At 65.5% G+C, this 13919-nt stretch carries 11 protein-coding genes, 1 pseudogene and 1 riboswitch; of the genes and pseudogenes, 7 read left to right on the forward strand and 5 right to left on the reverse strand.

Features of this window, described 5'->3' with window-relative positions:
• Positions 1–79: 79 nt before the first annotated feature.
• Positions 80–1174, reverse strand: a complete 1095-nt coding sequence (locus AM586_RS16310) for a porin (protein WP_052234188.1) — start codon at positions 1172–1174, stop codon at positions 80–82.
• 454 nt (positions 1175–1628) lie between these two features.
• Here AM586_RS16310 and AM586_RS16315 point away from each other — a divergent pair, with 454 nt between their 5' ends.
• Positions 1629–3245, forward strand: a complete 1617-nt coding sequence (locus tag AM586_RS16315) for an SEL1-like repeat protein (protein WP_052234187.1) — start codon at positions 1629–1631, stop codon at positions 3243–3245.
• Positions 3246–3350: 105 nt separating this feature from the next.
• On the opposite strand, the gene dapF is transcribed toward AM586_RS16315, so the two are convergent.
• The 3 genes and pseudogenes from dapF to AM586_RS16330 form a co-directional block, all read right to left on the reverse strand.
• Entirely contained in the window at positions 3351–4214 is an 864-nt protein-coding gene (dapF, locus tag AM586_RS16320) for a diaminopimelate epimerase (RefSeq protein WP_052234186.1), read from the reverse strand.
• A 10-nt stretch (positions 4215–4224) separates the two neighbouring features.
• Entirely contained in the window at positions 4225–5088 is an 864-nt protein-coding gene (locus AM586_RS16325; protein ID WP_052234185.1) for a lysophospholipid acyltransferase family protein, read from the reverse strand.
• A pseudogene (locus tag AM586_RS16330) lies at positions 5085–5951 on the reverse strand (lysophospholipid acyltransferase family protein); the annotation flags it as partial. The gene AM586_RS16325 and the pseudogene AM586_RS16330, both read right to left, overlap by 4 nt.
• A gap of 165 nt (positions 5952–6116) precedes the next feature.
• On the opposite strand from AM586_RS16330, the gene metK reads away from it, so the two are divergent.
• From metK to metF, 4 genes are all read left to right on the forward strand, one after another.
• Positions 6117–7286 carry a methionine adenosyltransferase gene (metK, locus tag AM586_RS16335; protein WP_052234183.1) on the forward strand — a complete coding sequence of 390 codons (1170 nt, stop codon included), beginning with the start codon at positions 6117–6119 and terminating at the stop codon, positions 7284–7286.
• Between the two features lie 90 nt (positions 7287–7376).
• A riboswitch (S-adenosyl-L-homocysteine riboswitch) is annotated at positions 7377–7449 on the forward strand.
• A 28-nt stretch (positions 7450–7477) separates the two neighbouring features.
• On the forward strand, positions 7478–8893 hold the full coding sequence (gene ahcY, locus AM586_RS16340; RefSeq protein WP_052234182.1) for an adenosylhomocysteinase: 1416 nt from the start codon (positions 7478–7480) through the stop codon (positions 8891–8893).
• Positions 8894–8978: 85 nt separating this feature from the next.
• Positions 8979–9332 carry a phage holin family protein gene (locus tag AM586_RS16345; RefSeq protein ID WP_052234181.1) on the forward strand — a complete coding sequence of 118 codons (354 nt, stop codon included), beginning with the start codon at positions 8979–8981 and terminating at the stop codon, positions 9330–9332.
• The gene (gene metF, locus AM586_RS16350; protein WP_052234180.1) at positions 9319–10161 is read left to right on the forward strand and encodes a methylenetetrahydrofolate reductase [NAD(P)H]; all 843 of its coding nucleotides are present in this window, start codon (positions 9319–9321) and stop codon (positions 10159–10161) included. The genes AM586_RS16345 and metF overlap by 14 nt, the downstream gene beginning before the upstream one ends.
• A gap of 56 nt (positions 10162–10217) precedes the next feature.
• Here metF and AM586_RS16355 read toward each other — a convergent pair whose 3' ends face one another.
• Complete coding sequence (locus AM586_RS16355; protein ID WP_229411243.1) at positions 10218–10781, reverse strand: 5-formyltetrahydrofolate cyclo-ligase; 564 nt, start codon at positions 10779–10781, stop codon at positions 10218–10220.
• A 94-nt stretch (positions 10782–10875) separates the two neighbouring features.
• On the opposite strand from AM586_RS16355, the gene AM586_RS16360 reads away from it, so the two are divergent.
• Together AM586_RS16360 and AM586_RS16365 are read left to right on the forward strand one after the other, a co-directional pair.
• Complete coding sequence (locus AM586_RS16360; protein ID WP_082439371.1) at positions 10876–12924, forward strand: lytic transglycosylase domain-containing protein; 2049 nt, start codon at positions 10876–10878, stop codon at positions 12922–12924.
• Between the two features lie 10 nt (positions 12925–12934).
• Entirely contained in the window at positions 12935–13918 is a 984-nt protein-coding gene (locus AM586_RS16365; RefSeq protein ID WP_052234179.1) for a complex I NDUFA9 subunit family protein, read from the forward strand.
• Position 13919 lies beyond the last annotated feature (1 nt).

Genomic DNA, 13919 nt, shown 5'->3' on the forward strand with positions numbered 1-13919 from the left:
GCCCAGATGCAGCAAGGGCGGACCTGGTTTCCCAGGCCCGCCCTTGCGGAGTTACTGCTTAAGACTTACAGCGTAAAGCTTAGAACGAGTGGTTCACGCCCACGTCGTAGGTGTTGATGGTCGGGGTGCCAGCCAGAGCGCCGGTGGTCTGGTTGAAGCTGGCGTTCTTCTTGCGCGACGCATCGATGTACACGTAGGTACGCTTCGACAGGCTGTACTCGTAGCCCAGCGAGTACTGGCGGGTCAGCAGGTCGTGCTGCAGGAAGTTCTCGTCCTGCTTCTTGACACCGACGCCGGCCAGCACCTTGCCCGGGCCGACCGCGTAGGTCAGACCCAGCACCGTGCCCTTGACCTTCGGACGCAGGGTGTTGGTGTGTTCCTTGTCCTGACGGCTGTAGGTGGCCATCAGTTTCAGTTCCGGGGTCACGGCGAACGAACCGGCGATCGACCAGATCTTGGTTTCGATGGCGTTACGCTCGTAAGCCAGCATTGCAGCGGCCGGACCGTTGTTGTAGGTGGCAGCGACCGAGAACGGGTTGGCCGAAGCTTCCTGGCCCGAAGTGTACGAGGTTGCGCCAGCGCCGACGCCGGCGACGGCTGCGCCGCCTGCGATGCCTTCCTTGCTTGCCCAGGCAGCGTTCACCTGGAAGCCGTTAGCGACCGGCGAGTTGTAGAAGATCGCGTTCGAGAAGCGGTTGTTGCTTGCGCCAGCGCCGCTGGTGTTGCTGCCCTGGTCCAGCGGAGTCGAGTTGTAACCGGCGATGCTGATGTCGGTATAGAAACCGGCCGGGGTCGGCAGGCCGTGCCACGGTTCGAACGAACCGACCACTTCCTGGAACGGGGTCAGGCCACGGCCCAGGCGGATCATACCGAAATCACCCTGCAGGCCGACGCGGGTCTGGCCCTGGAACAGCGGACGGGTGTTGTTCTCGACGGTGCCGGTGTCCGGCTCGTAGCGCATTTCAATCTGGAACAGCGCTTTCAGGCCGTTGCCCAGATCTTCGGTGCCCTTGAAGCCCAGGGTGTTGGAAGCACGCTTGCCGATGGCCAGGGTCTGGTCGGTACGCTTGACCAGGCCGGCGTCGATGTTGCCGTAGATTTGCACTGCGGTCTGCGCTTGCGCGACACCAGCGAATGCACCCAGCAGAGCGACTGCCACGAGGGATTTTTTCATCTATTTATGTCCTTATAAAGTGAAACGCAGGAATCCAGTGAGCATTGAGGCTTTTTCTTTTTGCTGAACACTCGGATGTGTGAACCTTAAATGCTGGAAGCATCAAGGTTGTCTGATTAGTCAATTATGACGGGTCCACTTGGTGGAAAGCCAATAAATCCAATTGTGCTGTTGTATTTTCGAAACGGCAGAGCTGATTCACGTAGGAAATCTTAAGCATTGTTTAAGTTTCTGGGCGTCATCATGCCAGCCGGGCACGACATTTAACATTTGTGCGGCCTCAAATGCACATGGAATCGCAGGCGAATCGCCCCTGAGCCGGCTTTAGACTCTGCCCCATCCGACAACCGCAACCGGATGTCCAGGTCTGGCGACCTCATCCATCATGTACTTACCAGGATTTGCGTGCATCTGCATGCATCTGCGGCGGTGTCTTACTACCGATAAATGAGCGATGGCAAACCGTGAAGAGCTAGCAATCATCCGTGGCGCACGCGCCGGCCGGGCCGACTCCCAGCTGGCGCTGGGCCGACTGTATCTTTTTGGGAGCACCGGCCTGCCGAAGAGCCTGCCTACCGCGCTGCACTGGCTGGACCGCGCCGCGCGCCAGGGCTGTGCCGAGGCCTGGCAATTGATCGGCAATCACATCCCGCTCGACCTGGCCCGGCAGAGCCCCCAGCCCGTGACCTGCTGGTACGAGCGGGCCTACGACGGCGGACTGGCGCGGGCCGGCCTGGTCTATGCGCAGCTGGTGCTGGGCGGCGAGCGGGTAGCGCCGGGGCAGCGCGCCAAGGCCCTGCGCGCGCTCGAGGACGCGGGCCGCGGTGGTTTTCCGGAAGCGCAGTGGCTGCTGGCGCGCGAACACGGGGCCGCGCCGCCGCGCCCGGGCGCCACGGCGGCGATGCCGGCGGAGCAGGGCGCCGGCCTGCCGACTGCCGGCGCCCTGGGCCGCGATTCTTCGGCACCGCGCGCCGGCGCGCCGGAGCATGCCGGCCAGCGCTGGCTGCGCCGCGCCGCCGACAATGGCGTCACCCCGGCCCAGTTCGCGCTGCTGGCGCAGGAATGGGAATCCGGAAACCAGCAGGGCTATCTGGTGCGCGCGCTGCCGCTGGCGCGCTCCCTGGCCCATTCCGAAGTGGCGCAGGACAGGGCTTGCGCGCGCCTGTCGCCGGACGAGGTCACCCTGCTGTCGCGCTGCGCCCGGCTGGTGGAAGAGGGCGCTGTCACCCACGACGTCGCGCCCGACGAATTGCACGCGTTCTGGGAAATGGCCGCCGCCGAGCAGGACTGCTACGCCCAGTTTGCCCTGGGCCTGTGGTGCGCGCGCATGCGCATCGATGGCCGCCGCATTCCCGGCAGCAGCGGCGCGGCCAACTTCAAGAAGGCGGTGCGCTGGCTGCAGCAGGCCGGCGAGCAGGGCCTGGCCGAAGCCTGGTACGCGCTGTCACGCATTTATGTGAAGCCTGAATTTTCCCAGCGTAATGTGAACGAGGCCCAGAAATATCTCGAGCGCGCCGCCGAGATGGGTTACCGCGACGCCCAGCTGGAATGCGGGAATGCCGCCTGGCGCGCGCGCCGCGAGAACGAGAACAATGATGTGCGCGCCGTGTTCTGGCTGCAGAAGGCGGTCGCGCAGGGCTGCGCGAAGGCGGCGGCAATGCTGCGCAAGATCGCGCCGCGCGTTCCCGGCGCCTGGCCGGATCTGCGGGCGCTGTTGTCCGGGCGGGATCTGGCGGAATACCCCTTGCTGGCGGCGCGCCTCGAGCTGGCCCTGGCCTTCGGCCTGAGTCGTGCGGAGGCGCTGCTGCTGGACATCGGCAATGCCGACCGCGGGCACTGCCTGGTGGTCGACATCCGCGCCAGCTACGGGCGCAGCCGGAGACGTCTGGTGCCGGTGGAAACGGCGCAGGAGCGCCAGCTGCTCGACCGCATCGTGCGTCTGTTCGAGAGCGTCGACTGCGGTCCGGGCGGTCCGGAAGGAAATTACCGCCAGCGCCTGTACCGGCTGCGGACCCTGCTGCCCGAGGCGGGCGGGGCGGATTCTTCGCTCGACCTCGACCTGGCCGCCTAATCGCGCCTGACAGCACCCTGATGGCAGCGTTGCATCGTCTCGCCGTACACGCATACTGTCTTCGAGGATGGGCCTTGCCCTCAGGGCGTTGTCAGACGCGATTATTCAGAGCGTGATCTCGCCTTCGAACACCGTCTCGGCCGGCCCGCTCAGGTAGACCGGCTGGCCTTCGCCGGCCCAGGCGATGCTCAGGCGGCCGCCGCGCGCTTCGACCTGCACCGGCGAATCCAGCAGGCCGCGCCGGATGCCGGCCACCACCGCCGCGCAGGCGCCGGTGCCGCAGGCCAGGGTTTCGCCGGCGCCGCGCTCGAACACGCGCAGCTTCACGTGGCCGCGGTCCAGCACTTGCAGGTAGCCGGCATTGACCCGTTTCGGGAAGCGCGGATGATGTTCGATCTGCGGGCCGGTCTCCGCGACCGGGGCGGTGTCCACGTCGTCCACGACCTGCACCGCGTGCGGATTGCCCATCGAGACGGTCGAGACCAGCACGGTCTGCTCGGCGCCGCGCGCGCGGACCGTGATCGGCCACAGGGCATCGCGGCCTTGCGTTACGCTTTCCAGGCCCTGGCTGTCGAACGGCACCAGGGCCGGCTCCAGCACAGGCGCGCCCATGTCGACGGTCACGCTGCCATCCGTCTCGAGACGCGGCGTGATGATGCCGGCCATGGTCTGCACGCGGATGCTGCGTTTGTCCGTCAAGCCCTTGTCGCTGACGAAGCGCACGAAGGCGCGCGAGCCGTTGCCGCACTGTTCGACCTCGCCGCCGTCGTTGTTGAAGATGCGGTAGCGGAAGTCGCAGCCTGCCTCGCTGGGCGGCTCGACGACCAGGATCTGGTCGGCGCCGATGCCGAAGCGGCGGTCCGCCAGGCGGCGCCACTGCTCGGGACCGAGGTCGATCTGCTGGTTGATGGCGTCGATCACGATGAAGTCGTTGCCGGCGCCGTGCATCTTAGTGAATTTCAGTTTCATTGCTGGATCCTTACTGGTAAAGCGAGGGTTCGCCGTTGGGCCGGGTTTTGAAACGTTTATGGGTCCAGAAGTACTCGGCCGGGTTCTCGCGCACCCGCTCTTCGATGAATTCGTTCATGCGGCGCGTGGCGGCGACCATGTCGTCGCCCGGATAGTCGTCCCAGGCCGGATAGAACACCACCCGGTAGCCCTTGTAGTTGGGCAGGAAGGTCGCGACCACCGGGATCACCTTGGCCTTGGTGGCGGAAGCCAGGCGGGGCAGGGCGGTGAGGGTGGCGGCCGGGATCCCGAAGAAAGGCACGAAGCTGGCGTCCTTCTCGCCGAAGTCCATGTCCGGCAGCATGAAGTAGGGCAGGCCGTCACGCAGCGCGCGCAGGATCGGCTTGATGCCGTCTTCGCGCGTGAACAGGCGCACCGGGCCGTAGCGTTCGCGGCCGTGGCGCAGCAGGCGGTCGAAGGCCTGGTTCTTCTGCGGCGAATAAATCGTCGACAGTGGAATGACGCGCGCCGCCACGCCGGCCACGTCGAGGCAGACGAAGTGCGGGCACAACAGGATGGTCGGGCCGCTTTCCATTTCCGCCTTCGGCACCGCCGGCACGACTTCGATCAGGCCGTGGATGCGCTCGAATGGCGCCCACCAGATCAGCGAGCGCTCCAGGATGCTGCGCGAGTAGCCCATGAAATGGCGCTTGGCGATGGCGACCCGTTCCGCTTCGCTCAGCTCGGGCATGCACAGGCGCAGGTTGGTCAGGGCGATCTTGCGGCGTTTCGGGATCGCGTAATACATCAGCCAGCCGATGGCATTGCCGATACGGCCCAGGATCGGCAGCGGCAACCAGTGCAGCAGCCACAGCAAGGCAATCAGGAACCTCATGCGACCGCCTCGGTTTCCGGGGCTGCCACGCCTTGCGGACGCTTGTAGCGGTTATAACTCCAGAAATACTGGGATGGGCAACGCGCGATCAGTTGCTCCATCGCGCGGTTGATGGCGGCGGCCTGCTCGGCCGCAGTGCCGGACAGCTCGCCCTCGAAGGGAACGAAGCGGATCACGTAGCCGCGTCCGTGCGGCAGGCGCTCGGCGTAGGTCAGCAGGATGTCGGCCTTGCCCAGCTGGGCCAGCTTGGCCGGCAAGGTCATGGTGTAGGCCGGACGGCCGAAGAAGGGCGCCCACACGCCTTCTCCTTCCTGCGGCACCTGGTCGGGCAGCACGCCGACGGGCTGGCCGCCGCGCAGCGCCTTGACCAGCATGCGCACGCCCGACAGGTTGGCCGGGGCCAGGTGCATGTTCTGGCGCGCGCGGGCGCCTTCGACCAGGGGTTTCAGCGCGCTCTTGCGCGGCGGACGGTACATGACCGTCAATTCCTGGCGCAGCGAGACCTGCTGGGCGGTCAGTTCGAAACAGCCCAGGTGTGGCGTCAGGAATACGATGCCACGACCAGCGTCGAGCTGGCGCTGGACCAGTTCCCAGTTTTCCATCGTGACATGGCTGGTCACGCGTTGTTGTTGCGCGCACCAAACAAAAGGCAGCTCGACGATCGCCTTGCCGGACTCGGCGATGGCAGTGCGCAGGTGGGCGCCGTAGCCCGCCAGCTCGAGATTGCTGCGTAGGCGGCGGCGATAGGAGGGAGAAGCCAGGTAGACCAGCCAGCCGAGCCCGGCGCCCAGCGCATGTAGCACAGGGAGCGGAAACACCGACAGGAAACGGAACAAAAGGACGAGCATTATTGATTCAGGGTAGAGGTGATGCGGCTTGCTTCACCAAAATTTTTTAAGGAGCGTAAAATACCACTTTGAGCAGGATCCGCGGAGTTAATGACAACTTGCGAAGCGGAATATAAATATCGCTAAAGCGTCGCAGGCAATGGTACTGCGGCATTTATCTCAACAGTATCAGGAGCCTTAATGTCTTCCAATGACTACCTCTTTACTTCCGAGTCTGTCTCGGAAGGCCATCCGGACAAAGTCGCCGACCAGATTTCCGACGCCATCCTCGACGCCATCCTCGAACAGGATCCGCGCGCGCGCGTGGCCGCCGAAACCCTTTGCAACACCGGTCTGGTGGTGCTGGCCGGCGAGATCACGACGCACGCAAACGTCGATTATATTCAAGTTGCGCGCAACACCATCAAGCGCATCGGTTACGACAACACCGATTTCGGCATCGATTACAAGGGCTGCGCGGTGCTGGTCGCCTACGACAAGCAGTCGCCCGACATCGCCCAGGGCGTCGACGAAGGCGCCGGCCTGGATCTGGACCAGGGCGCCGGCGACCAGGGCCTGATGTTCGGCTACGCCTGCGACGAGACCCCGGAACTGATGCCGGCCGCGATCTACTACGCGCATCGCCTGGTCGAGCGCCAGTCGCAGCTACGCAAGGACGGCCGCCTGCCCTGGCTGCGCCCGGACGCCAAGTCCCAGGTCACGCTGCGCTACGTGAACGGCCGTCCGGTGTCGGTCAATACCGTGGTGCTGTCGACCCAGCACGCACCTGAAATCAGCCACAGCCAGATCGAAGAAGCCGTCATCGAAGAAATCATCAAGCCGGTGCTGCCGAAGGAATGGCTGCAGGACACCCGCTACCTGGTCAACCCGACCGGCCGCTTCGTCATCGGCGGGCCGCAGGGCGACTGCGGCCTGACCGGCCGCAAGATCATCGTCGACACCTACGGCGGCGCAGCCCCGCACGGCGGCGGCGCCTTCTCGGGCAAGGATCCGACCAAGGTCGACCGTTCGGCAGCCTATGCCGCCCGCTATGTGGCCAAGAACGTGGTCGCCGCCGGCCTGGCGCGCCAGTGCCAGGTGCAGGTCAGCTACGCGATCGGCGTGGCCAAGCCGATCAACATCACCGTCTACACCGAAGGCACCGGCGTGATCTCCGACGAGAAGATCGCCGAACTGGTGATGGAGCACTTCGACCTGCGCCCGAAAGGCATCGTGCAGATGCTGGACCTGCTGCGCCCGATCTACCAGAAGACCGCCGCCTACGGCCACTTCGGCCGCGAAGAGCCGGAGTTCAGCTGGGAGCGCACCGACAAGGCCGCGCTGCTGCGCGCCGAAGCCGGTCTGGCCTGATGGCGTAGGGTGGGCACGGGGTGCCCACCCTACGATCGCAGGCAATACAACACAGCGGCACACCAGCAAGCCGCCCGTGTTAAACTTATGAATTCCGAGGAGCGTTGCGACGAAAGATTCCTCTTTCGCCAGGCTCGGATCATCAACACCGCGCTCACGTTACTTTTTTCTTAACTTGAAAGGAGGGCGTGATGAGCGCCGTACTCAAAAACACTTCCCAGGATTACCTCGTTGCCGACATCGGCCTCGCCGCATGGGGCGAGAAGGAAATCCGCATCGCCGAAACCGAAATGCCGGGCCTGATGGCCATCCGCGAGGAATACGCCGCCGCCCAGCCGCTGAAGGGCGCGCGCATTGCCGGTTCGCTGCACATGACCATCCAGACCGCCGTGCTGATCCGCACCCTGGAAGCCCTCGGCGCGCAGGTGCGCTGGGCCTCGTGCAACATCTACTCGACCCAGGACCACGCCGCCGCCGCCATCGCGTCGGTCGGCACCCCGGTGTTCGCCATCAAGGGCGAAACCCTGGACGAGTACTGGGAATACACCCACCGCATCTTCGAATGGCCGGGCGACCAGCACGCCAACATGATCCTGGACGATGGCGGCGACGCCACCCTGCTGCTGCACCTGGGCGTGCGCGCGGAGAAGGACATCTCGGTGCTGGACAAGCCGGGTTCGGAAGAAGAGATCTGCCTGTTCAACGCGATCAAGGGCCGCCTGGCTGTCGATCCGCAGTGGTACTCGAAGCGTCTGCCGGAAATCAAGGGCGTGACCGAAGAGACCACCACCGGCGTGCACCGCCTGTACCAGATGCACCAGGAAGGCAAGCTGGCCTTCCCGGCCATCAACGTCAACGATTCCGTCACCAAGTCGAAGTTCGACAACCTGTACGGCTGCCGTGAATCGCTGGTGGACGGCATCAAGCGCGCCACCGACGTCATGATCGCCGGCAAAATCGCCGTGATCGCCGGCTATGGCGACGTGGGCAAGGGCTCGGCCCAGGCCATGCGCGCGCTGTCGGCCCAGGTCTGGGTCACCGAGATCGACCCGATCTGCGCCCTGCAGGCTGCGATGGAAGGCTACCGCGTCGTGACCATGGACTACGCTGCCGAACACGGCGACATCTTCGTCACCTGCACCGGCAACTACCACGTCATCACCGAAGCCCACATGCAGAAGATGAAGGACCAGGCGATCGTCTGCAACATCGGCCACTTCGACAACGAAATCGAAGTCGCGGCACTGAAGAAATATCAGTGGGAAAACATCAAGCCGCAGGTCGATCACGTGATCTTCCCGGACGGCAAGCGCATCATCCTGCTGGCCGAAGGCCGCCTGGTGAACCTGGGCTGCGGCACCGGTCACCCGTCCTACGTGATGAGCTCCTCGTTCGCAAACCAGACCATCGCCCAGATCGAGCTGTTCGCCAACACCGACAAGTATCCGGTCGGCGTGTACACCCTGCCGAAGCACCTGGACGAGAAGGTCGCGCGCCTGCAGCTCAAGAAGCTGAACGCACAGCTGACCACGCTGACCGAAGAGCAGGCGGCTTACATTTCGGTATCCAAGGAAGGTCCTTACAAGCCGGATCATTACCGCTACTAATTTGTAGTCTGGTAAGCTTTCCGTGACATGGCGCCATCCAGCTGGGTGGCGCCGGACTTCTTACGCCCTCACGAAAGACACCGATATGCGCTTGCTCCTGACCTGGTTGATCAATGCCGCCGCCCTGATGGCGCTGCCTTACCTGATGCATTCCGTGACCGTCACCAACCTCGGCGCCGCCCTCGTGGCCGCGCTGGTGCTGGGGCTGGTCAATACCATCATCCGTCCCGTGCTGGTCGTGTTGACCCTGCCGGTGACCGTGGTGTCGCTCGGACTGTTCATTCTGGTGATCAATGCGCTGCTGTTCTGGCTGGTGGCGCACCTGGTCGAAGGATTCCATGTTGCCGGGTTCTGGTCGGCCTTCCTGGCAGCCATCCTGTACAGCGTGATTTCGTGGGCGCTTTCTACCTTACTCCTGAATAAAGATGGAAACCCCTAATATCAGCATCGAGTTTTTCCCGCCCAAGACCCCCGAGGGTGCGGAAAAACTGCGCGTCGCGCGCCAGAAGCTGGCGCAACTGCAGCCGAAATACTTTTCGGTGACCTTCGGCGCCGGCGGCAGCACCCAGCAGGGCACGCTCGACACCGTGCTCGAGATCCAGTCCGAAGGGCACGCGGCCGCGCCGCACCTGTCCTGCGTCGGCGGCACGCGCGAGTCGATCCGCACGATCCTGCGCGAATTCCAGGCGAAGAACATCCATCGCCTGGTGGCCCTGCGCGGCGATCTGCCGAGCGGCTACGGCGGCGCCGGCGAACTGCGCTATGCCAGCGACCTGGTCGAGTTCATCCGTCTTGAAACCGGCGACTGGTTCCACATCGAAGTCGCCGCCTACCCGGAAATGCACCCGCAGGCGAAGTCGCCGCAGGACGACCTGCAGAATTTCGTACGCAAGGTGCAGGCCGGCGCGAACGCCGCCATCACCCAGTATTTCTATAACCCGGACGCGTATTTCCAGTTCGTCGACAACGCGCGCAAGCTGGGCGTGGACGTGCCCATCGTGGCCGGCATCATGCCGATCACGAACTACACGCAACTGATGCGCTTCTCGGACATGTGCGGCGCCGAGATCCCGCGCTGGATCCGCCTGAAGCTGGCCAGCTTCGGCGACGACAGCGCCTCGATCAAGGCTTTCGGCCTGGACGTGGTCAGCCAGCTGTGCGAACGCCTGATCGCCGGCGGCGCACCCGGCCTGCACTTCTACAGCATGAACCAGGCGGCGGCCACCACCGCCATCTGGCAGCGCCTGCACGGGACGCCAGCGGCCTGAGGCGCACCGATCGCCGCACCGACAAGCCCACGCGCTGCTGGCCGTGGGCTTTTTTTTCAGGTCACCTGGCTGCGCTCGGTAACGATCACATCCAGCGGCACATCGTGCGGCCCATGCCCGAAGCGGGCTTCCTGGTTACTGTAGGCAATCCCCAGCGTCAACGGACGTGGCGTCAGCGCCAGGGTGCGGTCGTAGTAGCCGCCGCCATAGCCCAGCCGGTAAGCCTCGGCATTGAAGCCCAGGCAGGGAATCAGGAGGGCCGGGGGACGCTCGATGAAGCGCAGCGTGGCCGGCACCGCCACCCCCATCTCGTCGGCCAGCATCGGCTCGTCCAGCTTCCATTCCGTGAAGGCGAGCGGGGCGTTGCGCTCCATCACCACGGGCAGCGCCAGGCGCACCCCGGCCAGCGCCAGTTCCGCATAGGCCGCGCGCAGGTCGGGTTCGCCGGCCAGCGGCCAGTAGACGCCCAGCACAGGCATCTGGCGCAGGCGCCACCAGGCGACGACCTGGGCGCCGATGTGCGCGTCCCACTGGACCTTGATGGCGGGGTCGAGCGTTCCGCGCGCCGTCCTGAGCGCCTTGCGCAGCGCGGCCTTGGCCGCCTGGCTGTCGCCCGTCACGCTTGAGGCATCGGATGGCAGTCCCGGGAGGGGCCGTGGTATTCTTGATTCGCCGGTCATGGATGAAATGAAGCGTACATTGAAGGTTGGTTTGATGTTTCTGTTGAAATTGTTAGCCGGCGCAAGTATTGCTGCGTCTACATTGCTGGCGTTTTCGCCCGCATCCGCCCAGACGGCGCCGCCCGCCGCCGCCGCATCTGCCGCGTCTGCCGCTCCTGCTGCACCCGCCGCGTCTGCCGCGCCTTCCGGCATGCTGCTGCAGGCCGTTGCCGTTGCCGATGCTGCGCGCGAGCAGGATGCGCTCTTTCTGCAGTTGCGCGAGGCCGCGCGTGCGAACGATGCCGGCAAGGCGGCCGAGCTGGCGGCGCGCCTGCCCAACTACGCAATTCCCTCGTATGTCGACTATTATCGTCTCAAACCGCGCCTGAAGGACGCGCCGAACGAGGAGGTCCTGGATTTCCTGAAGCGCTACGAGGGCAGCGCCATCGCCGACCGCCTGCGCAACGACTGGCTGCTCGAGCTGGGCCGCAAGCGCGACTGGGTGAATTTCGACCGCGAACTGCCGCTGTTCGTGAAGGACGACGATTACCAGGTCAAGTGCTACGCCCTGCTGTCGCGCGCCGTGAAAGGGCAGAACGTGGCCCGGGACGCGCGCGCCCTGCTGGACAATCCGCCAATGTATGGCGAAGCCTGCGCCGCCCTGGTGGCCCAGCTGGCCCAGTCCGGCCAGTTCAGCAAGGAAGACCTGCTGGCCCAGCTGCGCCTGGCGGGCGAGATGCACGCCACCGGCCCGTCGCGCCGCACCGCGCTCCTGCTGGGCGCTTCCGACACCCGCGCCGCCCAGGCGGTCGACTTCCCGGCGCTGGCGATGGCGCGCGGCATCGGCAGCACGCGCGCCGAGCACGAGATCTACCTGGTCGCCATCGGCCGCATGGCGCGCACCAGCCTGAAACTGGCCACCGTGGCCCTGAACAAGAATGCGTCCCGGCTGTCCGCCGAGGAACGGGCGATCGGCTGGTCGAACATCGCCCTGGCGGCCTCGCTGGTACTGGCGCCGGACGCCTACGACGACTGGCAGCGCAGCGCCGGCGCGCCCCTGTCCGAAACCCAGTTCGAGTGGAAGACCCGGATCGCGCTGCGCCGCGGCGACTGGAAGACGGTGCGCGCCACCATCGAGGCCATGCCGGCGGACCAGCGCGCGCTGCCGGCCTGGACCTACTGGCTGGGCCGTGCCGATCTGGCGCAAGGCCGGCGCGAAGCCGCGCAGGCGCTGTTCCGCCGCATCGCCGACCAGAACAATTTCTATGGCCAGCTGGCGCTCGAAGAGCTGGGCCAGCAGATCACGATCCCGCCCAGCGCATCGGGACCGATCGCGCCGACCGCGCCCGAGCTGGCGCAGATGGCCGCCAATCCCGGCTTCCGGCGCGCCCTGAAGTTCTTTTCCCTGCGCTTGCGCTTCGAGGGCACGCGCGAGTGGAACTGGGCGCTGCGCGACTTTTCCGACCGCCAGCTGCTGGTCGCGGCCGAGTACGCGCGCCAGAACGAGATCCTGGACCGCATGGTGAACACCTCGGAGCGCACCCGCACCGAATTCGACTACACCCAGCGCTTCCCGGCCCCGCACAACGACATCCTGCACCCGACCGCGCAAGGGCTGGGCCTGGACCAGGCCTGGGTCTACGGCCTGATCCGCCAGGAATCGCGCTTCATTTCCGACGCCCAGTCCGGGGTCGGCGCCGCCGGCCTGATGCAGGTGATGCCCTCGACCGGCAAATGGGTGGCGGAAAAGATCGGCATGAGCGACTATGCCCACGGCATGCTGAGCGATATCCGCACCAACATCCTGCTCGGCACCAATTACCTGAACATGGTGCTGAACAATGCCGACGGCTCGCAGGTGCTGGCCACCGCTTCCTACAACGCCGGCCCGGGCCGCGCGCGCACCTGGCGCGGCCTGCTCAGCGCGCCGATGGAAGGAGCGGTGTTCGTCGAAACCATTCCATTCGAGGAAACCCGCAACTACGTGCGCAACGTGATGTCGAACGCAACGAACTACGCCGCACTGTTCGAGAAGCGTCCGCAGTCGCTCAAGGCCCGACTGGGGACGATCACGCCGCGCGGCAGCGCAATTGGCCTGCCCTGAGGAGTCCAGCATGCGCCAGCTGTCGGTAGTGTTGTTCGGAGGAACAGGATTCATCGGCAGCCACCTGGCCGCCAGGCTGGCCGAGCGCGGCGTCACGATCGTGGCGCCGACCCGGCACGAAGCGCATGCCATGCACCTGATGCCGCTGGGCGTCGACATCGTCGAGGCCGACATCAACGACGATGCCGTCCTGCGCCGCCTGGTGGCCGGCAAGGATGCCGTCATCAACCTGGTCGGCATCCTGCATTCGCGCCGCGGCATGCCCTACGGGCCGCAATTCCGCCATGTCCACGTCGAGCTGCCGCGCCGCCTCGTGGCCGCCTGCGCGGCCGGAGGCGTGCCGCGCTACCTGCACATGAGCGCGCTGGGCGCCTCGCGCGACGGGCCTTCGATGTACCAGCGCTCCAAGGCCGACGGCGAACTGGCGGCCGCCAGCGAAACGGCGGTCGCGCCGACGATCTTCCGGCCCTCGGTGGTGTTCGGTCCCGGCGACAATTTCCTGAACATGTTCGCGCGCCTGCAGCGGCGCCTGCCGGTGGTGCCGCTGGCCGGCGCCGGGGCGCGCTTCCAGCCGGTGTACGTGGGCGACGTTGCCGACGCCTTCGTGCACGCCCTGTTCAAGCTGGAAAGCCGCAACCGGACCTACGAGCTGGGCGGGCCCGGCATCTATACGCTGGCCGAACTGGTGCGGCTGGCGGGACGGTATGCCGGCCATCAGCGCCCGATATTGCCGCTGCCCGACGCGCTGGCGCGGCTGCAGGCGATGCTGTTCGAACTCTTGCCGACGCCGCTGATCACGCGCGACAACCTGGACTCCATGAAAGTCGATAATGTTGTCAAGCCGTCCGATCAGGCCTTGACAGCGGAGGCGCTCGATATCAAGCTCACGGCGCTCGAGTCGGTCGCGCCCCAGTACCTGGCGCCGAGCGGACAACTCGACGAGCTGCGCTCCCGGGCGCGGCATGCTCATGCGGAACACCCCCATCCGAAATAGA

The sequence above is a fragment of the Massilia sp. WG5 genome (assembly GCF_001412595.2).
Lineage (GTDB): Bacteria > Pseudomonadota > Gammaproteobacteria > Burkholderiales > Burkholderiaceae_D > Telluria.

Excerpts from the sequence above, each read along its gene's own strand:
- AM586_RS16310 (WP_052234188.1), bottom strand. The coding sequence starts at position 1,174 with ATGAAAAAATCCCTCGTGGCAGTCGCTCTGCTGGGTGCATTCGCTGGT.
- AM586_RS16315 (WP_052234187.1), top strand. The coding sequence starts at position 1,629 with ATGGCAAACCGTGAAGAGCTAGCAATCATCCGTGGCGCACGCGCCGGC.
- dapF (WP_052234186.1), bottom strand. The coding sequence starts at position 4,214 with ATGAAACTGAAATTCACTAAGATGCACGGCGCCGGCAACGACTTCATC.
- AM586_RS16325 (WP_052234185.1), bottom strand. The coding sequence starts at position 5,088 with ATGAGGTTCCTGATTGCCTTGCTGTGGCTGCTGCACTGGTTGCCGCTG.
- metK (WP_052234183.1), top strand. The coding sequence starts at position 6,117 with ATGTCTTCCAATGACTACCTCTTTACTTCCGAGTCTGTCTCGGAAGGC.
- ahcY (WP_052234182.1), top strand. The coding sequence starts at position 7,478 with ATGAGCGCCGTACTCAAAAACACTTCCCAGGATTACCTCGTTGCCGAC.
- AM586_RS16345 (WP_052234181.1), top strand. The coding sequence starts at position 8,979 with ATGCGCTTGCTCCTGACCTGGTTGATCAATGCCGCCGCCCTGATGGCG.
- metF (WP_052234180.1), top strand. The coding sequence starts at position 9,319 with ATGGAAACCCCTAATATCAGCATCGAGTTTTTCCCGCCCAAGACCCCC.
- AM586_RS16360 (WP_082439371.1), top strand. The coding sequence starts at position 10,876 with ATGTTTCTGTTGAAATTGTTAGCCGGCGCAAGTATTGCTGCGTCTACA.
- AM586_RS16365 (WP_052234179.1), top strand. The coding sequence starts at position 12,935 with ATGCGCCAGCTGTCGGTAGTGTTGTTCGGAGGAACAGGATTCATCGGC.